This is a genomic window from Massilia sp. P1_C10, from assembly GCF_056406475.1.
The window spans coordinates 432,322-457,012 of record NZ_JBFUAC010000003.1 but is presented as its reverse complement, the minus strand read 5'-3'; the positions used below and the strand labels follow the sequence as shown (position 1 = coordinate 457,012).

At 65.5% G+C, this 24,691-nt stretch carries 17 protein-coding genes; 6 read left to right on the top strand and 11 right to left on the bottom strand.

Translation table 11 applies throughout. The features are described from left to right. Positions 1-273 precede the first annotated feature (273 nt). Positions 274-2,433, bottom strand: a complete 2,160-nt coding sequence (locus tag AC1D02_RS09690; RefSeq protein ID WP_477316143.1) for an ATP-binding protein — start codon at positions 2,431-2,433, stop codon at positions 274-276. Next, on the bottom strand, positions 2,426-3,016 hold the full coding sequence (locus AC1D02_RS09685; protein ID WP_477316141.1) for a biliverdin-producing heme oxygenase: 591 nt from the start codon (positions 3,014-3,016) through the stop codon (positions 2,426-2,428). The genes AC1D02_RS09690 and AC1D02_RS09685 overlap by 8 nt, the downstream gene beginning before the upstream one ends. A 233-nt stretch (positions 3,017-3,249) precedes the next feature. Between AC1D02_RS09685 and AC1D02_RS09680 the strand changes: the two genes are divergently transcribed. Next, positions 3,250-4,635: an alpha/beta hydrolase family protein gene (locus tag AC1D02_RS09680; protein WP_477316139.1), complete on the top strand. Its 1,386-nt coding sequence runs from the start codon at positions 3,250-3,252 to the stop codon at positions 4,633-4,635. A gap of 46 nt (positions 4,636-4,681) precedes the next feature. On the opposite strand, the gene AC1D02_RS09675 is transcribed toward AC1D02_RS09680, so the two are convergent. From AC1D02_RS09675 to AC1D02_RS09650, 6 genes are all read right to left on the bottom strand, one after another. Then, complete coding sequence (locus AC1D02_RS09675; RefSeq protein ID WP_477316137.1) at positions 4,682-6,145, bottom strand: glutamate synthase subunit beta; 1,464 nt, start codon at positions 6,143-6,145, stop codon at positions 4,682-4,684. Between the two features lie 93 nt (positions 6,146-6,238). Then, positions 6,239-10,954, bottom strand: a complete 4,716-nt coding sequence (locus tag AC1D02_RS09670) for a glutamate synthase-related protein (protein ID WP_477316135.1) — start codon at positions 10,952-10,954, stop codon at positions 6,239-6,241. Positions 10,955-11,161: 207 nt separating this feature from the next. Continuing rightward, positions 11,162-11,863: a transposase gene (locus AC1D02_RS09665; RefSeq protein WP_477316133.1), complete on the bottom strand. Its 702-nt coding sequence runs from the start codon at positions 11,861-11,863 to the stop codon at positions 11,162-11,164. Positions 11,864-11,963: 100 nt separating this feature from the next. Continuing rightward, on the bottom strand, positions 11,964-12,647 hold the full coding sequence (locus tag AC1D02_RS09660; RefSeq protein ID WP_477316131.1) for a response regulator transcription factor: 684 nt from the start codon (positions 12,645-12,647) through the stop codon (positions 11,964-11,966). Between the two features lie 97 nt (positions 12,648-12,744). After that, a complete protein-coding gene (locus AC1D02_RS09655) occupies positions 12,745-13,815 on the bottom strand; it encodes a PAS domain-containing sensor histidine kinase (RefSeq protein ID WP_477316129.1) in 1,071 nt (356 codons plus the stop codon). Between the two features lie 2 nt (positions 13,816-13,817). Continuing rightward, positions 13,818-16,943 carry a DEAD/DEAH box helicase gene (locus tag AC1D02_RS09650; RefSeq protein ID WP_477316127.1) on the bottom strand — a complete coding sequence of 1,042 codons (3,126 nt, stop codon included), beginning with the start codon at positions 16,941-16,943 and terminating at the stop codon, positions 13,818-13,820. Positions 16,944-17,423: 480 nt separating this feature from the next. On the opposite strand from AC1D02_RS09650, the gene AC1D02_RS09645 reads away from it, so the two are divergent. The 3 genes from AC1D02_RS09645 (at position 17,424) to AC1D02_RS09635 (ending at position 20,804) form a co-directional block, all read left to right on the top strand. Continuing rightward, positions 17,424-19,766: a Tex family protein gene (locus AC1D02_RS09645; protein ID WP_477316125.1), complete on the top strand. Its 2,343-nt coding sequence runs from the start codon at positions 17,424-17,426 to the stop codon at positions 19,764-19,766. Between the two features lie 137 nt (positions 19,767-19,903). Continuing rightward, positions 19,904-20,215, top strand: coding sequence for a Grx4 family monothiol glutaredoxin (gene grxD / locus AC1D02_RS09640; RefSeq protein ID WP_477316123.1), 312 nt, complete (start codon positions 19,904-19,906; stop codon positions 20,213-20,215). Continuing rightward, complete coding sequence (locus AC1D02_RS09635; RefSeq protein WP_477316121.1) at positions 20,208-20,804, top strand: UbiX family flavin prenyltransferase; 597 nt, start codon at positions 20,208-20,210, stop codon at positions 20,802-20,804. Before grxD ends, AC1D02_RS09635 begins: the two co-directional genes overlap by 8 nt. Positions 20,805-20,819: 15 nt before the next feature. Here AC1D02_RS09635 and AC1D02_RS09630 read toward each other — a convergent pair whose 3' ends face one another. The 3 genes from AC1D02_RS09630 to AC1D02_RS09620 form a co-directional block, all read right to left on the bottom strand. Next, a complete protein-coding gene (locus tag AC1D02_RS09630; protein ID WP_477316119.1) occupies positions 20,820-20,990 on the bottom strand; it encodes a hypothetical protein in 171 nt (56 codons plus the stop codon). Between the two features lie 266 nt (positions 20,991-21,256). Continuing rightward, entirely contained in the window at positions 21,257-21,664 is a 408-nt protein-coding gene (locus AC1D02_RS09625; protein ID WP_477316117.1) for a hypothetical protein, read from the bottom strand. Between the two features lie 182 nt (positions 21,665-21,846). Beyond that, positions 21,847-22,899 (bottom strand): MBL fold metallo-hydrolase, encoded by a 1,053-nt coding sequence (locus AC1D02_RS09620; RefSeq protein WP_477316115.1) that lies wholly within the window; start codon positions 22,897-22,899, stop codon positions 21,847-21,849. A 115-nt stretch (positions 22,900-23,014) separates the two neighbouring features. Here AC1D02_RS09620 and AC1D02_RS09615 point away from each other — a divergent pair, with 115 nt between their 5' ends. Both AC1D02_RS09615 and AC1D02_RS09610 read left to right on the top strand, forming a co-directional pair. Next, the gene (locus AC1D02_RS09615) at positions 23,015-23,410 is read left to right on the top strand and encodes a MerR family transcriptional regulator (protein ID WP_477316113.1); all 396 of its coding nucleotides are present in this window, start codon (positions 23,015-23,017) and stop codon (positions 23,408-23,410) included. 72 nt (positions 23,411-23,482) lie between these two features. After that, a complete protein-coding gene (locus tag AC1D02_RS09610; protein WP_477316109.1) occupies positions 23,483-24,667 on the top strand; it encodes an isovaleryl-CoA dehydrogenase in 1,185 nt (394 codons plus the stop codon). Positions 24,668-24,691 lie beyond the last annotated feature (24 nt).

Sequence of the window (24,691 nt, the reverse complement as noted above, 5' to 3'; positions counted from 1 at the left end):
CGGACGGCCGATCTGGCGCGCGCGATGTGGCCTAGAATACAACACTAATGAACGACGGGTCAGATAATTGCGTTCGTAAGTGTCTGTTTTTACGCACATATTTATTTCCGCAGCGCAGCATGCAAGCCAGAAATTTAAAATACATACGTGTATGTAAATTGCACCAGAGTGACGCGAAGATGGGGCCAGGTCGCTCAGGACCAGTCCCCGGCTGATGCCCGCGCCGGCATGCAGCATCGGGGTCTGGTCCTGCGGACCTGAACCCATTTTTGCTCAATGCCCCAGCGGCAGTCGCAGCGTGAAGACAATCTCCGGCTCGTCGTAGTGGTAGGCCAAGGTGCCGCCGTGCCCGCGCGCGATCTGGTGCGCGATGTACAGCCCCAGTCCGACGCCCTTGCGGTTGCGCGGATTGTTCAGCGACGTATGCTTGAACGGGTCGAACAGCTTGTCGGCCACCGCATCCGGAATCGGCGCGCCGTAATTACGCACGCCGATCACCGCCTCGGCGCCCTCAGCCCGCAAGGAAATCGTGACCGGTTTGCCCGCCTCGCCGTGATGGCGCGCATTCGACAGCAAGTTGGTCATCACCTGCACCAGGCGGTCGGGATCGACCATCGCGCTGACCGGCGCCGGTGCCTCGAGCCTGAAACTGGCGCCGGGGTGGGCGGCGCCGAGCTCCTCGACCAGGTCGGCCAGCATCGCGCGCAGATCGGTCTGCGCCAGCTGCATGCCCAGGCCGATGCCGCCGTTGATGCGGCTCATGTCGAGCACGTGCCCGATCAGGCGCTGCATGCGGTTGCTGGACGACTGGATGCGCCGGCCGATGGTTTGCGACTGCGAGCCCCGTTCAAGCAGCGCGCCGGCCATGTTGATGGCCTGGAGCGGATCGCGCAGGTCGTGGCCCAGCATCGCCATCAGCTCGGTGCGCGCGCGGTCGATTTCGGCGTTGCGCGCGGCGACCGCGCGGCTGATTTTCGACAGCAGCCCGCTGGCGATGGTCAGGCTGGTGGCGTCCCACGGCACGGCGCGTCCGCGCACGGTTTCGCACCATTCGTCGAACGAGCCGCGCGGCGTCAGGCGCGGGCCGAGCGGCCCGAGCGCGACGATCTTTTCGGGCTTGCCGGCCCAGCGCACCGCCTCGACCTGCTCGGTGCGCAGCGCCAGCAGCATGCCCTGCGAGGACGCGTCGTACGACATCACCAGCATGCCGACCCACTTGCCAAGCTGCGCTTGCAGGTCCTCCGGCCAGTCGGCCACCTCGGTGCGCTGGAACAGCACCTCGCCGACGTCGGCGATGGACGCGAGAATTTCGCGAACCAGTTCGGGTTCGATGGCGCCGTGGATAACGAACTCGCCGTGCTGGGCGACCACCAGCGCATCGGCCTGCAGCGCCTCGCACAGTTCGGGCGCGTGATCGCCGAGCGCGCGCAGCACCTGGTCTTCGTGGCTCATGGCCTCGAGCACGCGCGAGCCCAGTTCCGCGGCGCGTTCGATGCCGGCCGCGTGGCCGCGCGCTTCCAGCGTCTGCACGCTGGACGCCAGCACCTGGGCCAGCACGTCGGCCGCCATGCGGATCGAGTACGGCACCTGGCGCGGCGCCATGTGATGGCAGGCCAGCATGCCCCACAAGCGGCCGCCGACCACGATCGAAATGCTCATCGACGCATGCACGCCCATGTTCTGCAGGTACTCGATGTGGATCGGCGAGACGCTGCGCAGAACGCCGTGGCTCATGTCGAGCGGCGCGTCGCCTTCGCAGCCCAGCACCGGCACCGGCGTGTAGCCGACGTCCGAAATCAGGCGCAGGGTGTTGATCAGGTACAGGCGGCGCGCCTGCGCCGGGATGTCGCTGGCCGGATAGCGCCGGCCGAGGTAGGCTTCGACGGCCTCGCTGCAGGCTTCGGCGACCACGTCGCCGCTGTCGTCGTGGCGGAAGCGGTAGGCCATCACGCGGTCGAAGCCGGTCAGCTGGCGCACCTGCTGCACCACCATGTTCAGCAATGCGTCGACCGACTGCTGGCGTTTGAGGCGGTCGATCGCACCGTGCGCCTTGAGGGCGAACGAGGCCACCACGTCCGAGCTGAGCGCGCGGCGCTCGAATTCGGCGATGATGCGGCCGTCGTGAGCGTGCACGATGCAGTCGAATTCCTCGTCGCCGATAGTCACTTCGCACGCGGACGGCATCGCTTCGCCGGCATCGAGATCGTCGCCGGCCTGGTAGATCAGTTCGACCGCATCGAGCGGCAGGTTCAAGGACGCCAGTTCGGCGCCGAGCGACGGCTGCACGCCGGTCAGGTCAAAGCAGTTGGCGCTCCACGCCACCAGCAGGCGTTGCGCGCTGAACGCGAACAGCGCGCCGTGCGGCTGGATCGAGCCGGGAATGTGGATGGGCTCGGCGGCGCAGTTGGCCAGGGTCAGGTCGGTGTCACTCATGCGCGGCGTCCATCAGCGCGAGCAGGCTGTCGAACGCGTCGCAGGCGCCGGCGCAGGCGTCGGCGACGTCGCACGGCGCGGTGACATTGGCGCGCAGCTGCGCGATGAAGTGCTGCCAGCGCGCGCCGACCGCGGCGCCGTCGGCGCCCAGATAGGTCAGCGGATGCGGGGCGAGCGCGCCGCGCAGGCGTTTGAACAGCACCGCGCCGCCCAGCTGCGAGCCTTCGACGACGTAGCAGACGCCCCAGCGATAGGCGGCGCCGGCGCCGGCCGGCCAATGCGGTGCGGCGTGTGTGAGCAGCGGAAGCTGGGCCGGCATCGCGGGATCGGCCAGGTCGGCCGCGATGATGGCGGCGCGCGGGATCGGCGCCAGGCGCGCGGGATCCTGCGGGCCGTCGTGGTAGCCGGCCAGCCAGCCCTCGATCGCGGCCAGCCAGGTGTGCAGCAAAGCCAGGTGGGCGCCGTAATCGGCCAGCGACGGCGCGGCGGCCGCCAGCGGCATGGCGCGGTCAAGGATGTCGTGGCGGTCGGCGGTGGCGCGACGCAAGGCTCCCAGCACATCCGGTTCGACTACGTCTGACACTTTTTCCAACCCCACCTCACTGTTCGACTACGGCTGGGGATGGAAGGTTTTCCATCTGATCATCCGAGCAAGCTGAAATCGTACCATTCGGGACGCTTGTGCGGCGCGCAATGAAAAACATATGGATCAAACAACCTTGGCTTTTTCGTACACGATCCGGTTTTGCGCGTAAGATTCGCCAAGTTGAAAACATTGCCGTTCGTATACTTCTTCATTTTCCGATGGGACCGCTGATGAAACCGTTTTTGCGAAATTTTGCCCCAGTCTTGCTGTTGCTCGCGCAGGTGAGCGCCAACGCCGGCATGCTGGACAATCATCCCGGCCGCTGGATGGGCGAGCTGACCTTGCCCGACGGGCGCGTGCTGAAGCTCGGCGCCGAAATATTCAAGCGGGCGGACGGTTCGGCGTGGGCAAGTTTTGCCAGTCCGGACCAGGGCGCGTATGACATTCCGATGAAGAGCGTCAGCGAAACGGGCGGTACGGCGCTACTCGAACTGGGCTTCGGTTCGATGACGCTGACCTGGGCCGACGACCATTTCAAGGGGGAATGGAAACAGGGCGGCGCGGCATTCCCGCTCGACCTGAAGCAGGTCGCCGACTTTCCGCGCAAGGTGCGCAGGCAGACGCCGGTGGCGCCCATGCCTTTCGAACGGACGCTTGCAATTCCCAGCGCCGACGGCGTGATGCTCGGCGCGACGCTGTCGATGCCGGCCAGCGCCAACCGTCCCAACCTGGTCATCCTGGTGCATGGCAGCGGCCCGCAGACGCGCGACGAAGAAGTCGAAGGCCACCGCACCTTTGCCGTGCTGGCGGACCATCTCGCGCGCCAGGGAATTGCGGTGCTGCGTTACGACAAGCGCGGGATCAGCCGCTCCACCGGCGACTATGCGAATCACACGCAGGCACAGCTGGCTGACGATGTGGGCGCGGTCGTCCGGGCGATGAGGGCCACCAGGGAGTTTCGCCATGTCGGCGTGCTTGGCCACAGCGAAGGACCGATGCTCGCCGCGCGCTATGCGGCCGGCCATCCGGGCGCGATCGACTTCATCGTCTCGCTGGCCGGCGTCGGCCTGCCCGGCATCGACCTGATGCTGCTGCAGGACCGCATGGAGGCGGCCGACCATGGCGCCGATGCGGCTGCGGTGGAGCGGTTGATGCCGTATGTGCGTGACTACTACCGGATCGTCATGACGCAGGATGATCCTGCTGCGCGCGTCGCCGCGCTCAAGGCGCTGTACGATGGCTTGTCGGCGGAAGACCGTGCGCTGGTGGTCAAGCACCGGATGAACCAGGGCACGCTGTCGACCGCGATGGCGGCGCAGCCGATGCTGCCGGCGCTGCTCAAGGCAAATCCGGTCCCCGACTGGCGCGCGGTGCGCTGCCCGGTGCTTGTGCTGAACGGCAGCCTCGATCGCCAGGTGCCGGTCGAGAGCATGAACGGCATCGTGGCCGCATTAAAGGCGGGCGGGAACCGGAAGGTGGAGTCGGCCGTCATGCCATCGCTCAATCACATGTTCCAGACCGCGAAGACTGGGAAGACGGACGAGTACGGCGCGCTCGACGAGACGATCTCCCCGGAGGTTCTGAGCAAGGTGACGTCGTTTATCCGCAAGCAGTAGATGAAGAATGGGGTCAGGTCCGCAGGACCAGACCCCGATACTGCGATCAGCGCGGCAGGACCGAAGACCCCATCAGGAATTCATCGACGGCGCGCGCGCACTGGCGGCCTTCGCGGATCGCCCACACCACCAGCGATTGCCCGCGCCGCATGTCGCCCGCCGCGAACACTTTCGGCACCGAGGTGGCATAGCAGCCTTCGCCGTCGGTCGTGGCGCGCGCATTGCCGCGGTTGTCCTTGTCGACGCCGAACGCGTCCAGCACCTGCTGCACCGGCGAGACGAAGCCCATCGCCAGCAGCACCAGGTCGGCCTTCATCTCGAATTCCGAATCCGGCACTTCGGTCATCTTGCCGTCTTTCCATTCGACCTTGCAGGCGATCAGCTTCTCGACCTTGCCGCCTTTGCCTTCCAGGCGCTTGGTGGCCACCGCCCAATCGCGCTCGCAGCCTTCTTCGTGCGACGACGAGGTGCGCAGCTTGGTCGGCCAGTAAGGCCACACCAGCGGCTTGTTTTCTTCTTCCGGCGGCATCGGCATCAGTTCGAACTGCGCCACCGACGCGGCGCCGTGGCGGTTCGAGGTGCCCACGCAGTCGGAACCGGTGTCGCCGCCGCCGATCACGACCACGTGCTTGCCGCCGGCCTTGATCTGGTCCTTGACCTTGTCGCCGGCGTTGACCTTGTTCTGCAGCGGCAGGAAGTCCATCGCGAAGTGCACGCCCTTCAGCTCGCGGCCCGGCACCGGCAGGTCGCGCGGCTGCTCGGCGCCGCCGGCCAAGATGATCGCGTCGAAGTCCTTGGCCAGGTCTTCGGGGAAGATGGTTTCCTTGGCCCAGTTGTTGACGGTCGCCGGAAAATCCTTGCCGATCAGGGTGCTAGTGCGGAACACCACGCCTTCGGCTTCCATCTGCTTGACGCGCAGGTCGATGTGCGACTTTTCCATCTTGAAGTCTGGGATGCCGTAGCGAAGCAGGCCGCCGATGCGGTCGCTCTTTTCGAACACGGTGACGGCGTGGCCCGTGCGCGCCAGCTGCTGCGCCGCGGCCATTCCGGCGGGACCCGATCCCACCACGGCGACCTTCTTGCCGGTCAGCTTTGCAGGCGGCTGCGGCACCACCCAGCCATGCTCCCAGCCGGTGTCGATGATCTTGTGCTCGATCGACTTGATGCCGACCGGGTCGTTGTTGATGCCCAGCGTGCAGGCCGACTCGCACGGCGCCGGACAAACGCGGCCGGTGAACTCGGGGAAGTTGTTGGTCGAGTGCAGGTTGTCGAGCGCGGCGCGGTAATGGCCGTGATAGACCAGGTCGTTCCAGTCAGGGATCACGTTGTTGACCGGGCAGCCGGTGTTGCAGAACGGGATGCCGCAGTCCATGCAGCGCGCCGCCTGCAGCTTGGCCTGCGGATCGGACAGGTGCAGCACGAATTCCTGGTAGTTCTTGACCCGTGCCGGCGCCGGCAGATACTCCTCGTCCTGGCGCTTGAATTCCATGAAGCCGGTGATTTTACCCACGATTAATCCTTTTATTTTGTACTGTCACGCGAGTCGCTCTGGCCTGGCCGACTCGGCATGGGTACCAGCCTTCGCTGGTACGGCGACGGTTTGTCAGGCGGCGATCTTCTCGGCCGCTTCTTCCATGCTGCTGTTGTGCATCTCTTCCAGCGCGCGCTTGTACTCGGTTGGGAACACCTTGACGAACTTGGCGCGGCCCTCGGCCCAGTTGTCGAGCAGGTAGCGCGCCCGCGTGCTGCCGGTGTGCTTGAAGTGGCGCTCGATCAGGCGCTTGAGAATCGCTTCGTCCGATTCGCGCTCGCCGTCGCGGGTCTGGCTGTGCCAGCCCGACACGTCGCCCTGCTCCTTCGCGCTTTGCACGCGCTCGAGATTGACCATCGTGGTATTGCAGCGCTTCTCGAAGTCGCCGGCCGGATCGTAGACGTACGCGACGCCGCCCGACATGCCGGCCGCGAAATTGCGTCCGGTCGCGCCGAGCACGACGACGGTGCCGCCGGTCATGTACTCGCAGCCATGGTCGCCGCAGCCTTCGACCACCGCGGTGGCGCCGGAGTTGCGCACAGCGAAACGCTCGCCGGCCACGCCGTTGAAGAAGGCTTCGCCCGAAATCGCGCCATACAGCACGGTGTTGCCGACGATGATGTTGTCGACCGCCCAGCCGCGGAACTCGGTGTTCGGCCGCACGATGATGCGCCCGCCCGACAGGCCCTTGCCGACGTAGTCATTGCCCTCGCCGACCAGGTCGAGCGTGATGCCGGCGGCGAGGAAGGCCGCGGCCGACTGGCCCGCCGTGCCTTGCAGCTGGATGTGGATGGTGTCGTCCGGCAGGCCGGCGTGGCCGTAGCGCTTGGCCACTTCGCCCGACAGCATGGTGCCGACCGTGCGGTTGACGTTGCGCACCGGCGAGATGAACGAGACGCGTTCTCCCTTCTCCAGCGCCGCCTTGGCCTGCGCGATCAGCTTGTGGTCCAGCGCCTTTTCAAGACCGTGCTCCTGTTCTTCCGTGTGGAACACCGACTTGCCCGGCTGGACCGGCGGCTGATAAAAGATCGCCGAGAAGTCCAGGCCCTGCGCCTTCCAGTGCGAGATCGCCTTCGACTTGTCGAGCAGGTCGGCGCGGCCGATCAATTCGTCGTAGCTGCGGATGCCCAGCTGCGCCATCAGCTGGCGCGCTTCCTCGGCGACGAAGAAGAAGTAGTTGACCACGTGTTCCGGCTTGCCCGAGAACTTCGCGCGCAGCACCGGGTCCTGCGTGGCGACGCCGACCGGGCAGGTGTTCAGATGGCACTTGCGCATCATGATGCAGCCTTCGACCACCAGCGGCGCGGTGGCGAAGCCGATTTCGTCGGCGCCCAGCATGGCGGCGATGACGACGTCGCGGCCGGTCTTCATCTGGCCGTCGGCCTGCACGCGGATGCGGCTGCGCAGGCCGTTCAGGACCAGCGTCTGCTGCGTTTCGGCCAGGCCCAGCTCCCACGGCGTGCCGGCGTGCTTGACCGACGACAGCGGCGAAGCGCCGGTGCCGCCGTCATGGCCGGCGACGACCACGTGGTCGGCCTTGGCCTTGGTGACGCCGGCGGCCACCGTGCCGATGCCCACTTCCGACACCAGCTTCACAGAAATCGATGCGCGCGGATTGGCGTTTTTCAAATCGTGAATCAGCTGCGCCAAATCCTCGATCGAATAAATGTCGTGGTGCGGCGGCGGCGAAATCAGGCCGACGCCCGGCACCGAGAAGCGCAGGCTGGCGATGTATTCCGAGACCTTGTGGCCCGGCAGCTGGCCGCCTTCGCCGGGCTTGGCGCCCTGCGCCATCTTGATCTGGATCTGATCGGCGGAATTCAAGTACTCCGCGGTGACGCCGAAGCGGCCCGACGCGACCTGCTTGATGCGCGAGCGCAGCGAGTCGCCGTCCTGCAGCGGGATGTCGACGACGACGTTCTTCTCGCCGATCACCGACGACATGGTCTGGCCCTGTTTGATCGGGATGCCTTTCAGCTCCTGGGTGTAGCGCGCCGGGTCCTCGCCGCCTTCGCCGGTGTTCGACTTGCCGCCGATGCGGTTCATCGCGATCGCCAGCGTGGCGTGGGCTTCGGTCGAGATCGAGCCGAGCGACATCGCGCCGGTGGCGAAGCGCTTGACGATCTCCTTGGCCGGCTCGACTTCATCGATCGAAATCGCCTTGCCCGGGTCGAGCTTGAACTCGAACAGGCCGCGCAGGGTCAGGTGACGGCGGGTCTGGTCGTTGATGATCTGCGCGTATTCCTTGTAGCTGTTGAAGTTGTTGGCGCGGGTCGAGTGCTGCAGCTTGGCGATCGCGTCCGGCGTCCACATGTGGTCTTCGCCGCGCACGCGGTAGGCGTACTCGCCGCCGGTGTCGAGGTTCTCTTCCAGCAGCGGATCGTCGCCGAAGGCCAGGTTATGCAGGCGCAGCGCCTCCTCGGCCACTTCGAACACGCCGATGCCTTCGACGCCCGACGCGGTGCCGCGGAAGTATTTGTCGACCAGCGACTTGTTCAGGCCGACCGCTTCGAAGATCTGCGCGCCGCAATACGACATGTAAGTCGAGATGCCCATCTTCGACATCACTTTCAGCAGGCCCTTGCCGATCGCCTTGGTGTAGTTGTAGATGGCGGTGTCGCCCGACAGGTCGCCGGCCAGGCCTTGCGACAATTCGACCAGCGTTTCCATCGCCAGGTACGGGTGCACGGCTTCGGCGCCGTAGCCGGCCAAGAGCGCGAAGTGGTGGGTCTCGCGCGCCGAGCCGGTTTCCACCACCAGGCCGGTGGAGGCGCGCAGGCCGCGGCCGACCAGGTGCTGGTGGATGGTGGACGTGGCCAGCAGCGCCGGAATCGCCACTTGTGCGCTGGAGACCGCGCGGTCGGAGATGATCAGGATGTTGTGGCCGGACTTGACCGCGTCGACCGCTTCCGCGCACAGCGAAGCAAGCGAGGCTTCGATGCCTTCCTTGCCCCAGGCGATCGGGTAGCAGATATTCAGCTCATACGACTTGAACTTGCCGCCGGTGTGCGAGCTGATGCCGCGCAGGCGCACCATATCGTTAAAGCCCAGCACCGGCTGCGACACTTCGAGGCGCATCGGCGGATTGACGTTATTCGTGTCGAGCAGGTTCGGTTTCGGGCCGATGAAGGACACCAGCGACATCACCATCGCTTCGCGGATCGGGTCGATCGGCGGGTTGGTCACCTGCGCGAACAGCTGCTTGAAGTAGTTATACAGCGGCTTGAGTTTGTTCGACATCACCGCCAGCGGCGAGTCGTTGCCCATCGAGCCCGTGGCTTCCTCGCCCAGCAAGGCCATCGGCGCCATCAGGAATTTCAGGTCCTCTTGCGTATAGCCGAAGGCCTGCTGGCGATCGAGCACGCTCGGCGCCGGCTTCTCGCCCTGCGCCGGCGTGTCCTTGGCGCGGTTGTGCGCGAGCTGGCTTTCGGCCAGCTTGATCTCGCCCAGCTTGATGCGCACCGAATTGATCCAGGCCTTGTACGGCTTGGCGTTGGCGTAGGTGTCCTTCAGTTCCTTGTCGTCGATGATGCGGCCGGCTTCGAGGTCGATCAGGAACATCTTGCCCGGCTGGAGGCGCCATTTCTGGATGATCTTCGATTCGGGAATCGGCAGCACGCCGGACTCGGACGCCATCACCACCAGGTCGTCGTCGGTGACGATGTAGCGCGCGGGGCGCAGGCCGTTGCGATCGAGCGTGCCGCCGATGTGGCGGCCGTCGGTGAAGGCCATCGCGGCCGGGCCGTCCCACGGCTCCATCATCGACGCGTAGTACTCGTAGAAGGCCTTGCGGTTGTCGTCCATCAGCGTGTGGTTTTCCCACGCTTCCGGGATCATCATCATCATCGCCTGGGCGATCGGATAGCCGGACATGATCAGCAGTTCGAGCGCGTTGTCGAAGCAGGCGGTGTCGGACTGGCCTTCGTAAATCAGCGGGAACAGCTTGCCCAGGTCGTCGCCCAGCACGGCGGACTTCATCACGCCTTCGCGCGCGCGCATCCAGTTGAAGTTGCCCTTGACGGTGTTGATCTCGCCGTTGTGTGCGATCAGGCGGTACGGGTGGGCCAGCGGCCACTCGGGGAAGGTGTTGGTCGAGAAGCGCTGGTGCACCAGCGCCAGCGCCGAGATGCAGCGCGGGTCCTGCAGGTCCTTGTAATACACGCCGACCTGGTCGGCCAGCAGCAGGCCCTTGTAGACGATGGTGCGGGCCGACATCGATGGCACGAAGAACTCCTTGCCGTGAATGAGCTTCAGCGCCTGGATCGCGTGGCCGGACGATTTGCGGATCACGTACAGTTTTCGCTCGAGCGCGTCGGTGACCATGATGTCCGGGCCGCGGCCGATGAAGATCTGGCGGATCACCGGCTCCTTGGCGCGCACGGTCGGCGACATCGGCATGGCGTCGTCGATCGGCACGTTGCGCCAGCCGAGGACCACCTGGCCTTCGATGCGCACGGCGCGTTCGATTTCCTGTTCGCAGGCGATGCGCGAGGCGTTTTCCTTCGGCAGGAAGACCATGCCGACGCCGTATTCGCCGGGCGGCGGCAGCTCGACGCCCTGGCGCGCCATCTCGTCGCGGTAGTACTGGTCGGGGATCTGGATCAGGATGCCGGCGCCGTCGCCCATCAGCTTGTCGGCGCCGACCGCGCCCCGGTGGTCGAGGTTTTTCAGGATCAGCAGACCCTGTTCGATGATGGAGTGGCTCTTGTTGCCCTTGATGTGGGCGATGAAACCGACGCCGCAGGCATCGTGTTCATTCGAGGGATCGTACAAGCCTTGGGCAATCATGTGCATTCTCCACAACTTTAAACAGGTGAAGGCTGAGAATAGTGCAATGCAGCAGAAGCCGTCAATTAAAACAATTAGGGTCGGAGTAGGATTAATTTTGCTCCTATAGCTTGCAAAATTAAATGGGGACAGAGCCGATAGGTTTTCGATTACTCAGCGGGCGGCGCGCAAAACCGGGGTCAGGTTCGTTGAACCTGACCCCATTTTTCATTCAGCGGCCGGCTTGGCCTTGAACGGTCTGCCCCGCTTGGCCGGAAGGACCTGGCGCTTGGCCTTGTTCTGCAAATCCAGCTTGAACGCATCCGAGCCCAGCGGCCAGCCCTTCAGCACCGCCTGCTCGATTGCCGCCAGCTGCGCCCCGCCCAGCCCGCGCTCGGCCAGTTCCTTGTAGGCGGCCTCGCGCTGGAACGGGGTGTTGCCCAGCGCCCAGTACAGCGCATGGTCGGTAATGACCGGATCCGGTCGCACGCCCGCGTGATGCGCATAGCTCGACCACGGATACGCCAGCGCGTCCGCCGCGGCGTGCTCGCGCACCGGCGTCGCTTCGATGTACTGGCTGCATTGCATCAGGTAGGCCGGCGCGTCGAGCACCGCGGTCTTGAAGCGGCCCTGGAACAGGCTGCCCGAGCGCCCATATTTGGCGTTGAACCAGGGAACGTAGTAGCGGCCGACGCGCTGGATCGCCAGCGCCAGCCCGTCGGCATCGGATGGCGTGGCCAGCAGCTGCAGCTGGGACGGCATCAGCACGTAGGCGTGGATCGCGACCTTGTACGACTTGGCGCTGTCGCGCAGCCAGCCGAGAAAGCGCGCGTAATCCTCGGGCTCGCGGAAAATCAGCGCGCGGTCGATCCCTTGCTGGACAACGTGGTGGGCTTGATGGGGGACGATCAGGCGGGGCAAACGGGCCATGGCAGTGTGAAATCGGTGGAAAATCCCGATTCTACACCACCCTGTCCCTAATTGTTTTATAGAAAGGTCAAACTCGCGTTGACCCTGTCCCTATTTATCGTCAGAGCAGGGTAAATCCGGCCGAAAGGCTGTAGCCCTCGCCGTAGGCGCTGCGCAACGGCAGGTCCTGGCCGAGGCCGCTGCGGGCCTTCTTGCGCAGGCGGTACACCAGCATGTCGACCCGGCGGCTGGCGTCCGGATCATCGCCGCCCATGCCGGCCACGATCACCTGGCGCGGCACCGGCCGGGTGTTGATGGTCAGCAGATGCAGGAAGTTGCACTCTTTTTCGGTCAGGTCGATCACGCTGCCCGACAGTTCGAGCTGGCGCGCGCTGACGCGCAGGGTCCACTTGGTCGGCACCGGCGCGACTGCCTCCGGCGGGCGCACCCGGCGGTCGAGCGCTTCGATGTGGGCGGCCAGTTCGGGGAACTTGATCGGCTTGGTCAGGTAATGGTCGGCGCCGAGGCGCAGGCCGAGGATGCGGTTGTCGAAGGCGACCCGGCCGGTCAGCACCAGCAGGCCGATCTCGGGATACAGCTGGCGCATGCGAGGAATCACATTGAAGCCGTCCTCGTCGGGCAAGCCGAGGTCGAGCACGACCACCGCGGTCGGCGTCTTGGTCAGCGCGGCCCACATCTCGCCGGCCGTGGTGGCGATCGTGACGTCATGGTCGAGCTCCACCAGGAATTCGGCCATGTCCCCGGCGTATTCGCCGTTGTCTTCAACGATCAGTATTTGCGTCATGGGTTGGTCATTTTGTTCGTCTCATTAACCCTGGGCATTTGCGAGACCCAGTGCCAACCTGAAAATTGTTACCGGAATTATCACTGTTGTCCCCCGTTCACGCAACAAGTTTCCCTGCGGACTCACGTATTGGAAGAAAGATTTTGAACGCGGAGCCGTCGGCGCCAGTTTTGTCCATGACGATTGTGCCGCCATGCACTTCGACGACCGAGCGGGCCATGTACAGGCCCAGTCCGGAGCCGGCGCGCTCGCCCGCATTGCTGCCGCGGCGCGACTTGGCGAAGATCAGTTCGGACTCGCCGTCCGGCACGCCGGCGCCGTGGTCGCGCACCCGCAGTTCGATGCCGTTCGCCGTGCGCTGGCCCGACAGTTCGATCGGCGAACCGGCCGGCGAATACTGCAGCGCGTTGTCGACCAACACCTTCAGCGCCAGGCGCAGGCCCTGCGGTTCGCCGCGCATCGTGTCGGGCAGGTCGCCCAGCGCCAGCGTGGCGTGGCGGCCGGCCGCGCGCGCCAGCAGGGCGCCTTCCTCCAGCAAGCGGCGCGGGTTGATGCTGTCGGTGCGGCGCACCGTGCCGCTGGCCTCGACCCGGTCGGGCGACAAATACTGATCGAGCATGCCGATCAGGCGCTCGACCGCGGTAGAAATGCGGCGGTAGCGGTCGCGCGTGGGCTGGTCGGCGTCGGCGCCTGTAACTTCCAGTCGCTGGATGGCGCCGTCGATGGTCGACAACGGGGTGCGGAATTCGTGGTTCAACATGCTGGCGAAGCGGCGTCGGCCGGCTTCGTGTTCGCGGCGCGCCGACAGGTCGCGCGCCAGGCCGACCACCGCGCTGGGCTGGCCGGCCTGGTCGACCAGCACGCTGGAAATGATTTCGATGGGGATCAGGCGCCCATCCCGGTGCGGGAATTCGATTTCGCGCACCAGCTTCAGGCGGCTCAGGTCACCTGCGGCGAAGCGCGCCAGGCGCGACGGCAGGCCGGCCAGCAGCGGCATCACGGCGCCGTCGGCCGCCTGGTCGCGCAGCTCGTCCGGGCTGTAGCCGACCAGCTCTGCCACCGAGGGACTGATATAGGTGGGCTGGCCGGTGGCGCAATCGACGATCCAGGCGACGTCGCCCCCGATTTCGGCAATGGTGCGGAACTGGTCGGCGCTGCCTGGGATCATGCTTACTCCTCGAGTGGGGCGAAAATGGCTTGCAAGTCTTCCTGGGTCAGCACCAGCTTCTGCGATTCGCCGTCGGCGAGGATCGACTGGGCCAGGTCGGATTTCTTTTGCTGCAGCAGCTGGATCTTTTCTTCCAGCGTGCCCTTGGCGATCAGCTTGTAGACGAACACCGGCTTGTCCTGGCCGATGCGCCAGGCGCGGTCGGTGGCCTGCTGCTCGGCGGCCGGATTCCACCACGGATCGTAGTGGATCACGGTGTCGGCCGCGGTCAGGTTCAGGCCGACGCCGCCGGCCTTCAGGCTGATCAGGAAGATCGGCACAGCGCCCTGCTGGAACGCGGCGACCTGGGCGGCGCGGTCCTTGGTTTCGCCGGTCAGCAGCGCGAACGGTATGCGGCGCAGGTCGAGTTCCTGCTGGATCAGCTCGAGCATGCTGGTGAACTGCGAGAACACCAGGATCTTGCGGCCTTCGTCGAGCAGGTCGTCGACCATCTGCATCAGGTCGAGCAGCTTGGCCGAGCCGCTGTCCTTCTTGCGCGACGGCAGCGCCTTGACCAGGCGCGGATCGCAGCAGACCTGGCGCAGCTTGAGCAGCGCCTCGAGGATCACGATCTGGCTGCGCGCCACGCCCTTCTTGTCGATTTCGTCGCGCACCTTCTTGTCCATCGCCAGGCGCACGGTCTCGTACAGGTCGCGCTGGGCGCCCGACAGCTCGACCTTGCGCACCATTTCCGTCTTCGGAGGCAGTTCCTTGGCGACGTTGTCTTTCGTGCGGCGCAGCAGGAAGGGCTTGATGCGGCGGTTCAGCAGGGCGCGCCGAAGCGGGTCGTCCTGGCGCTCGATCGGATGGCGGAACTGGCTGTTGAAAGTCTTTTCGTCGCCCAGCAGGCCCGGCAGCAGGAAGTGGAACTGCGACCACAGCTCGCCCAGGTGATTCTCGAGCGGCGTGCCGGTCAGGCACAGGCGGTGGCGCGCGTTCAGCAGGCCGGCGCTCTGGGCCGCCTTCGAGCGGTTGTTCTTGATGTAGTGCGATTCGTCGAGGATGACCAGGTGGTAAGCGTGCTCGCGCAGCTTTTCCTCGTCGCGCGGCAGCAGCGCGTAGGTGGTCAGCACAATGTCGGCGCCGTCGATCTGGTCGAACAGGTCGAGACGCTCCTTGCCTTGCAGCAGCAACACCTTCAGGCTCGGGGCGAATTTGGCGGCTTCGTCCTGCCAGTTCGTCATCAGGCTGGTCGGGGCGATCACCAGCGCCGGGCTGGTCAGGCGGCCGGCTTCCTTCTCGACCAGGATGTGGGCCAGCGTCTGCACGGTCTTGCCCAGGCCCATGTCGTCGGCCAGGATGCCGGCCAGGTCGTATTCGCGCAGGAACTGCATCCACGCCAGGCCGTCGGCCTGGTAGTCGCGCAAGGTCGCCTGCAGGCTGGCCGGGGCCGGCACCTTCTGCACCGCGCCGAACATGCTGAGCTTGCGGCCGGTCTCGCGCAGCTGTTCGCCGCCGCTCCAGCGCAGTTCGGTGCCGCGCGCCAGGTCTTCGAGGCGGGCCGCGTCGAGCGTCGACAGGCGCACCTTGTTCTTGATCTTGTCGCTGAAATACAACTCGCCGAGGGTGGCCAGGATCGGTTTCAGGCGGCCCCACGGCAGCGCCACGCGCAGGCCGTCGGGCAGCGGCGCGAGCATCTGGTCGGTGTCGGCGTGGGCGGCCAGCACGTCCGGATCGAAGTCGGCCGGCGCGCTGCGGATCAGCTGGACCAGCACCGGCAGCAGCGGCACGCGCTTCTGGTTGACCACGATGCCCAGTTCCAGCTCGAACCAGGCGTTGCCGGCTTCGGGCGGCTGGTCGATGTCGGCGTACCAGTCTTCCACCGCGACCACGTCGTAGCGGTAGGTTTTCGAGCGCTTGACTTGCCAGCCGGCGGCGCTCAGCGTATCGAGGTCGCCCTGGGCGAACCGGATCCAGTGCGCCTGGCTGTCGAGCTGCAGGGCGCCGGCCAGGCCGTTCAGCGGCGGGGTCGACGGTTTGCGGAAGCCGAGCGCGTTCAGCGTCGCCAAGGCGGCGGCCTCGGCGGCGGCGTCGCGCGCGATCACTTCGGTGACGTCGCCGATCTGGCGCACCACGCGCTGGGCCGGGTCGAACGAGACGCGTTCGCCGTCGTAGTCGTACGACAGCACGCCCATGTCGTGCCAGCGCTGGGTGGCGCCGTCGGCCAGCTGGACCGAGTCGAGCAGCAGGAAAGGGCGCGGCTTGACGTCGTCGCGCATGCGCTGGGTCAGCGGCTGGGGCAGCGGCATCAGCTGCTGCAGGCCGTGCGCCAGCAGCAGCTGCGAGACGCGACGCTTGTCGGCGCCGGTCAGCGCCGGCGCCTGGGCAACCAGCGCCTGCAGCTCGGCCAGCGAGATGTCGACGCCTCCGCGGTTCAGTTCGAGCGCGCCGCAGGACAGGTTATCGATGTACCACGGCGGATCGGTCGGCAGCATGTAATCGATCTGGTCGGCGGCGCTGTGGGTGGCGCCGGGCGCCGGCTCGACCTGCCAGCCGAGACGGACGGTGCGGCCCTCGTCGCGCCAGACCAGGTTGGCCTTGCGCACGGGACCCGCCTGCAGCGGATACACCAGGCCATTGGACATGTCGGGCCAGGAGTTCGCCCACAGCAGCTTGTCCTGTTCCAGCAGCATCTGCAGCAGGATGGCGCCGATCTTGCCCTTGGGCTCGGTGGCGCTGCTGCTTTGCTGGGCGCCGCTGCGCATGGCGATGAAGAAGCGCACCAGGTCCTCGTCATCGCCCTCGAGATAGGCGGGCGGGGCGGACAGCAGCGAAAACACTTCGCTGACGGGGCTCGCGGCGGCGACGTCGCCGTTCGGGCGCAGGCGCGCCTTGCACAGGCATAGCGCGACGTGGCGGCCGCCGCTGGTGGGCGCGAGCACATAGACGAACTTGAACTGCGCCAGTTTGGGATCCTTGATCTCGGCGCTCAGCTTGGGACGCGGGTGGGCGGCGGCGTCGACCCGCTGCAGCCAGCTGGCCACCGGGGGCGCCAGCGGCGCCGCGGGCGCGGATGGCTGGGCTGGCGCCGGCGCCGGGGCAGCCGGCGCGTCACTCGGGTCTTCGCGCATCAAATCCATCGTGTGCATTGTTCTGTGCATTCTGTATCAAAAAAGACAAGACCCAATATTATGCGTCATCCGCGGCCGCTTGTTTTGTCCGCGACCGCACAGATGCGAAAAAGATTACCACACGCAACAAACTGCAGCGTCCGTCTGACATCATCGCCTCAAACGGCTGGCAAAACAAGCCAGTCGGACAAGCGATTGACGGCACTCCACAAGAAAATATGGGGTCAGACCCGCTTTTTATTCGCCGAAAGAACAAATCACTTATCGAACAAACGGGTCTGACCCCGACGAAATTCGAACCGGCAGTGCGGATAGCAGGCCAGCCCTGAAGATGAAGGAAGATGAAGGGGTCAGACCCGCTTTTTATTTTTCGGAAGAAGAAATCACTCGTCGAAAAAACGGGTCTGACCCCGGCGAGATTACGATTTACGCTGTCAAGACTGGCGCATTCCAGTCGATTGCGTATCATCCACCCCTCGACTTACCCGAATTTGCCCCATGCTCCCGACTATCGAACAACGCCTCGCCCTCGAACTCGCCGCCAAGCCGGCCCAAGTCGCCGCCGCCATCGCCCTGCTCGACGAGGGCGCCACCGTGCCCTTTATCGCGCGCTATCGCAAGGAGGCCACCGGCGGCCTCGACGACATCCAGCTGCGCCTGCTCGAGGAGCGCCTGCGCTACCTGCGCGAACTCGAGGACCGCCGCGCAGCGATCATCGCGTCGATCACGGAGCAGAACAAGATGACGCCGGCCCTGCTCGACGCCGTCACCCACGCCGAGGACAAGACCCGCCTCGAGGACCTGTACCTGCCGTACAAACAGAAGCGCCGCACCAAGGCGCAACTGGCGATCGAGGCAGGCCTGGCGCCGCTGGCCGACAGCCTGCTGGCCGATCCGACCCTCAATCCCGACACCGAGGCGGCCAAGTTCCTGCGCGATGCCTTCACCAGCGACGACGGCGCCAACCCCGGCGCGCCAGACGCCAAGGCGGCCCTCGACGGCGCCCGCCAGATCCTGATGGAGCGCTTCGCCGAAGACGCCCAGCTGCTGCAGTCGCTGCGCGAGTACGTGCGCGAACACGGCGTGGTCGAATCGAAGGTCGTTGCCGGCAAAGAGGACGAGGGCGAGAAGTTCGCCGACTACTTCGCCTACTCCGAGACGATCGGCACCGTGCCGTCGCACCGCGCGCTGGCGCTGCTGCGCGGCCGCCGCGAGGGCATCCTCGACGTCACCCTGCGCCTGGACACCGAGGCCGAGCGCCCGAAGTGGGACGCGCCGCACAATCCGTGCGAAGGCCGCATCGCCGCGCGCTTCGGCATCAAGAACCTGGGCCGCCCGGCCGACAAGTGGCTGGCCGACACCGCGCGCTGGACCTGGCGCGTGAAGAGTTTCATGCACCTCGAGACCGAGTTGATGGGCGCCCTGCGCGAAAAGGCGGAGATCGACGCGATCAACGTGTTCGCGCTGAACCTGAAGGCGCTGCTGCTGGCCGCGCCGGCCGGCCCGCGCGCCACCATGGGCCTCGATCCCGGCCTGCGCACCGGCGTCAAGGTGGCGGTGGTCGACGCCACCGGCAAGGTGGTCGACACCGCGGTGATCTATCCGCACCAGCCGCGTAACGACTGGGACGGCTCGCTGCACGTGCTGGCGCAGCTCGCGGCCAGGCACAACGTCTCGCTGGTCTCGATCGGCAACGGCACCGCCTCGCGCGAAACCGACAAGCTGGCGCAGGACCTGATCAGGCAACGCCCTGAACTCAAGCTGACCAAGATGGTAGTGTCGGAAGCCGGCGCCTCGGTCTACTCGGCCTCCGAATTCGCCTCGCGCGAGCTGCCCGACATGGATGTGTCGCTGCGCGGCGCCGTCTCGATCGCGCGCCGCCTGCAGGATCCGCTGGCCGAACTGGTGAAGATCGATCCGAAGTCGATCGGCGTCGGCCAGTACCAGCACGACGTTTCGCAGAGCCAGCTCGCGCGCGCGCTCGACGCCGTGGTCGAAGACTGCGTGAACGCGGTCGGCGTCGACGTCAACACCGCGTCGGCGCCGCTGCTCGCGCGCGTGTCCGGCCTGTCCTCCAGTGTGGCCCAGAGCATCGTGACCTACCGCGACCTGAAAGGCGCCTTCGGCTCGCGCGCCGCGCTCAAAGCCGTGCCGCGCCTCGGCGACAAGACCTTTGAACAGGCCGCGGGCTTCCTGCGAGTGATGGGCGGCGACAATCCGCTCGACGCCTCGGCGGTGCACCCGGAGTCCTACCCGCTGGTCGAGAAGATCCTGGCCGATATCAAGAAAGACATGAAGGCGGTGATCGGCGACGCCGGCCTGCTGAAAACCCTGAACCCTGCGCGCTACGCCGACGACAAGTTCGGCGTGCCGACCATCACCGACATCCTGAAGGAGCTGGAGAAGCCGGGCCGCGATCCGCGCCCGGAATTCACCACCGCGACCTTCAAGGAAGGCGTCGAGGAGATCCGCGACCTGCGCCCCGACATGATCCTCGAGGGCGTGGTGACCAACGTGGCGGCGTTCGGCGCCTTCGTCGACATCGGCGTGCACCAGGATGGACTGGTCCACATTTCGGCGCTGTCGAATACCTTCGTCAAGGATCCGCACACGGTGGTCAAGGCCGGCCAGGTGGTGCGCGTGAAGGTGCTGGAAGTCGACGAGAAGAGGAAGCGCATCGCGCTGACCATGCGCCTGACCGACAGCGCCCCGCAGCCGGGCGCCAAGCCGGAGCAGCGCGCCGACCGCACCGATGGCAAGCGCGTGGCGCAGCACCAGAAGCAGCGCGAGCCTGACGCGGCCGGCAGCATGGCGGCCGCTTTCGCCAAACTGCGCAAGTAATCAGGCGGCGGCGACCAACCCGGGGGGCCAGGCGTCCCCGTCGCTCCGCCGGACCCGACCCCGGCCCTTGGTCCGCGGCAGCGACCGGGGTTTTCTTATAAAATGCACCCATTAATCAATTTTTTACCGAGGCAGCCATGAGCGACGTACAAACCTGGATCAAAGAGACCGTGAACAGCACGCCCGTCGTGCTGTTCATGAAGGGCACCGCCCAATTCCCGCAATGCGGCTTTTCCGGCCGCGCGATCCAGATCCTGAAGGCCTGCGGCGTCGATAACATCGCCACCGTCAACGTGCTGGACGATCCGGAAGTACGCCAGGGGATCAAGGATTTCTCGAACTGGCCGACCATCCCTCAGCTGTACGTGAAGGGTGAATTCATCGGCGGCTCGGACATCATGAACGAGATGTTCGAATCGGGCGAGCTCAAAGCGCTGCTCGATGCCTGATCCAAAGCCGCGGCGGCTGGTCATCGCCGTCACCGGCGCCACCGGCGCGGTGTACGGCGTGCGGCTGCTGCAGCACTTGCGGGCAATCGACGGCATCGAGACCCACCTGGTCATCTCCGACGCCGCCAGCCTGACCCTGCACCAGGAAGTGGGCATGCAGCGCCGCGAAGTCGAGGCGCTGGCCCACGTGGTGCACAAGAACCGCGACGTCGGCGCCGCCATTGCCAGCGGCTCGTTCCAGTCCGACGGCATGATTATCGCGCCCTGCTCGATGAAGACCCTGGCCTCCGTGGCCCACGGCCTGTCGGACAACCTGATCGCGCGCGCGGCCGACGTGGTGCTCAAGGAGCGCCGCCGACTGGTGCTGATGGTGCGCGAGACGCCGTTCAACCTGGCGCACCTGCGCAACATGACGGCCGTGACGGAAATGGGGGGGATTATTTTCCCGCCGCTGCCAAGCTTTTACCACCGCCCGGCCAGCATCGACGAGATGGTCGATCACACCGTCGCGCGGGTCATCGACCTGTTCGGCATCGAGCATGCGCTCGCGCCACGCTGGGGCGGCATGAAGCCCCCCGCGGATTCCTGAACTGCCGGGACAAGCCTAGCGCTTGTCGAACTGCCAGCTTTCTGCCTTTTTCATCTCTTTCGCTTCTTCGACCATCCTGCGGTGGGCGATGCGCTTGCGCATCACTTCGGCATGCTGGGCCGCGGTCATCGGCGGCACGGTCATCAAATCCTTCAGCTGCGCAGTGTTGCTGTAGTTGCTTTTCATAGGGCGGCGATATCCTCGGATGCATTACAAAACTCGGTGGCGGGACTGCCAGGCGCTGCTGTGATTATGGGCCACTAATCCGCGTTTGTGCCGCCCTACACTCAAAATTTCCACATAGAATTTCGAAGAGCCCATATTGACATTGTGCATCAACGCGTCGCCAATGCTATGGTAAATGGAAATTTCGGCGAATATTTGCGCCTGAGCAATCAGTATCGAGGAAATGCGCCGGGGGCGGGGGCGCGAACGGAGGAGGGGTGTTGCCGCTATTTCTGATAGTTCATGCGCACCAGCATGCGGATGAATTCGCGGGCGATCTTGCGGTGATGCTCGTCGAGTAGTTGCAGGTCGGCAATCAGCTTGACGTCGGCCGATTCGAAGCGCGAGAAGCCGTTGACCGGCTCCGCATGCGCTTCGACGCTTTCGGGGCCGCCGAAGCGCAGCCATTCGGCGGGCACGCCCAGCCACTGGGCAATCATCCGCAGCTTTTCCTGGGTCGGAATTGCTTCGCCGACCAGCCACTTGCGGGCCGCGTGGACGGTAATCGGGCGTCCGTCGAAGCGAATGTTAAATTCGCGCGCCAGGCGAGTCGGACTGTCGGGCGAATAATGGGCGTTTTTCAGCGCTTGCTGCAAGCGCACGCTGAAGCTTTCCCGTTCGTTGGATGAATTCATGGTCGGCACTATTTCATGCAATGGAATGAAAGTCAGTCTCTTGAAGCAAGAGACCGATTGTGACAATGTAGCAATAGGTATGTAACAGTCGAGGGAAGTATATACGCTACGAGCGTTTTGTCGCAGTTATTATGACTTGAACTTCATCCAAAAGTATGCATCTTTCGCTCGTCTGCGCGAATTTATTCGCCGCCGGCGAGCGTGAACCGGATCATGCCATCGGTTCCGGTTACGCGCCGCACAAATCCATCGCGCCACAATTTATGCAAATGCGCCAGCGCCTCGCCCAGCGCGAACGTGAGCTGGTGGGCGTCGAGCTTGCGCTTGAACATCACCGGCACGATGTCCATCGCCGAACAGGGCGCGCCGGCGCAGGCGGCCAGCACCTCGGCCAGGCGGGCTTCGTGGTGATCGCGCAGCTGGCCGATGCGGGTATGCAGGCCGCGGAACGGCCGCCCGTGCGACGGCAGCACCAGGGTGTCGGCCGGCAGCGCGTCGAACCTGGCCAGCGAATCGAGGTAGAGCTGCAGCGGATTGCCTTCCGGCTCGACCGCGAACACCGAGACGTTCGTCGAGATGCGCGGCAGCACCATGTCGCCCGAGATCAGCACCCCCAGCTCGGCGCAGTACAGCGACGCGTGCTCGGGCGAGTGGCCGAAGCCGGCGATCACTTGCCACCTGTGGGCGCCGATGGCGATCCGGTCGCCGTCGCGCATACGGGTGTAGGCCTCAGGCACCGCCGGCACCAGCGACGGGAAGTAGTTGCGCCGCGTTTCCATCTGGGCCAGCAGGTCGTCCCCGGCCAGGCCGTGACGCTCGAAGTGCGGAATCGCCGCGGTGCCGTCGACGCCCGGCAGGGCCGCCGACATCATGCGGCCGAAGCCGTATTCGCCGGTGGTCATCCAGAACGGCGCGCCGAAGCGCTTGCACAGCCAGTCGGACAGGCCGATGTGGTCCGGATGGCAGTGGGTCGCGATCACGCGCGTCAGCGGCGCGCTGGCCATCGGGCCGGCAAATACCTGCTCCCAGCCGGCGCGGGTAGCGTCGGTGGCCACGCCGCAGTCGACCGCGGCATAGCCTTCGCCATCGGCCAGCAGCCACAGGTTGATGTGGTCGAGCGCGAACGGCAGCGGCATGCGCAGCCACCACAGGCCGGACGCGATCGGATGGACGGCGCCGATGGCCGGCAGGGTGTCGCCGAAGGGGTAGTCAAGTTGCGACTCGAGTGGGTTCATGGCGGATCTTTCGTGTTCTTTGATGGCGGGCGGCGCTACAATGTGCTTTACGTTGACGTAAACGGAAGCCGCATGCTTTTATTCTAAGCGGATTCCCACTTTTGCACGGATCGCCATGCCCACTTACACCATCGCCGAGCTGGCGCGCGAATTCGACATCACCGCGCGCGCCATCCGGTTCTACGAAGACCACGGCCTGCTCACGCCCAGCCGCGAAGGCGCCGGCGGCCGCAACCGCGTCTACACCGCGCGCGACCGCACCCGCCTCAAGCTGACCCTGCGCGGCAAACGGCTCGGGCTGACGCTGTCCGAAATCCGCAGCATCGTCGACATGTACGAGTCGCCGAAAGATACCGTGGCGCAGATGCAGCGCTTCCTCGGCGTGCTGGCGCACCAGCGCGAAACGCTCGAGCAGCAGCGCGCCGACATCGAGATGGCGCTGGCCGAGGTCGCCACCCACGAGGAAGAATGCCGGCGCATGCTGGCCGAGGCGACGGCCGACACCGCCTGACTTACTTTACGTTTACGTTAACGTCACATCCGCGTATCATCCACTTTTGCTCAAATTTCCCGTGAGGACGACATGCTGCACCTGCCAGGCTTGACCTTTGATCATGGCGAAGACATCGCCGCGCTGCGCGAAGCGGTGCAACAGTTCGCCGCCGTGGAAATCGCGCCGCGCGCCGCCGAAATCGACCGCAGCGACCAGTTCCCGATGGACCTGTGGCGCAAGATGGGCGAGCTGGGCGTGCTCGGCATCACCGTCAGCGAAGAATACGGCGGCGCCAACATGGGCTACCTGGCGCACATCGTCGCGATGGAAGAGATTTCGCGCGCGTCGGCCTCGGTCGGCCTGTCCTACGGCGCCCATTCGAACCTGTGCGTCAACCAGATCAAGCGCAACGGCACCGAAGAGCAGAAGCGCAAATACCTGCCCAAGCTGATCTCGGGCGAGCACGTGGGCGCCCTCGCCATGTCCGAGCCGAACGCCGGCTCCGACGTCGTCAGCATGAAGCTCAAGGCCGAATTCAAGGGCGACCGCTGGGTCCTCAACGGCACCAAGATGTGGATCACCAACGGCCCCGACGCCGATGTGCTGGTGGTGTACGCCAAGAACGACCTCGAAGCCGGCCCGCGCGGCATGACCGCCTTCCTGATCGAAAAGGGCTACAAGGGCTTCTCGATCGCGCAAAAGCTCGACAAGCTGGGCATGCGCGGTTCGCACACCGGCGAACTGGTGTTCCAGGATTGCGAAGTGCCGGCCGAAAACGTGCTGGGCGGCCTGGGCAAGGGCGTCAATGTGCTGATGTCGGGCCTGGACTTCGAGCGCACCGTGCTGTCGGGCGGCCCGCTCGGCATCATGGCCGCCTGCATGGACGCGGTGGTGCCGTACGTGCACGACCGCAAGCAGTTCGGCCAGCCGATCGGCGAATTCCAGCTGATGCAGGGCAAGCTCGCGGACATGTACTCGACCATGATGGCCTGCAAGGCCTACGTCTACGCCGTCGGCCAGGCCTGCGACCGCGCCACCTCGCCCGAGCAGATCCGCAACCTGCGCAAGGACGCGGCCGGCGCCATCCTGTACAGCGCCGAAAAGGCGACCTGGATGGCCGGCGAAGCGATCCAGACGCTGGGCGGCAACGGCTACATCAACGAGTATCCGGTCGGCCGCCTGTGGCGCGACGCCAAGCTGTACGAGATCGGCGCCGGCACCAGCGAGATCCGCCGCATGCTGATCGGACGCGAACTGTTCGCCGAAACCAAGTAAGCGTCGGAACGGTTTTCCGTTACG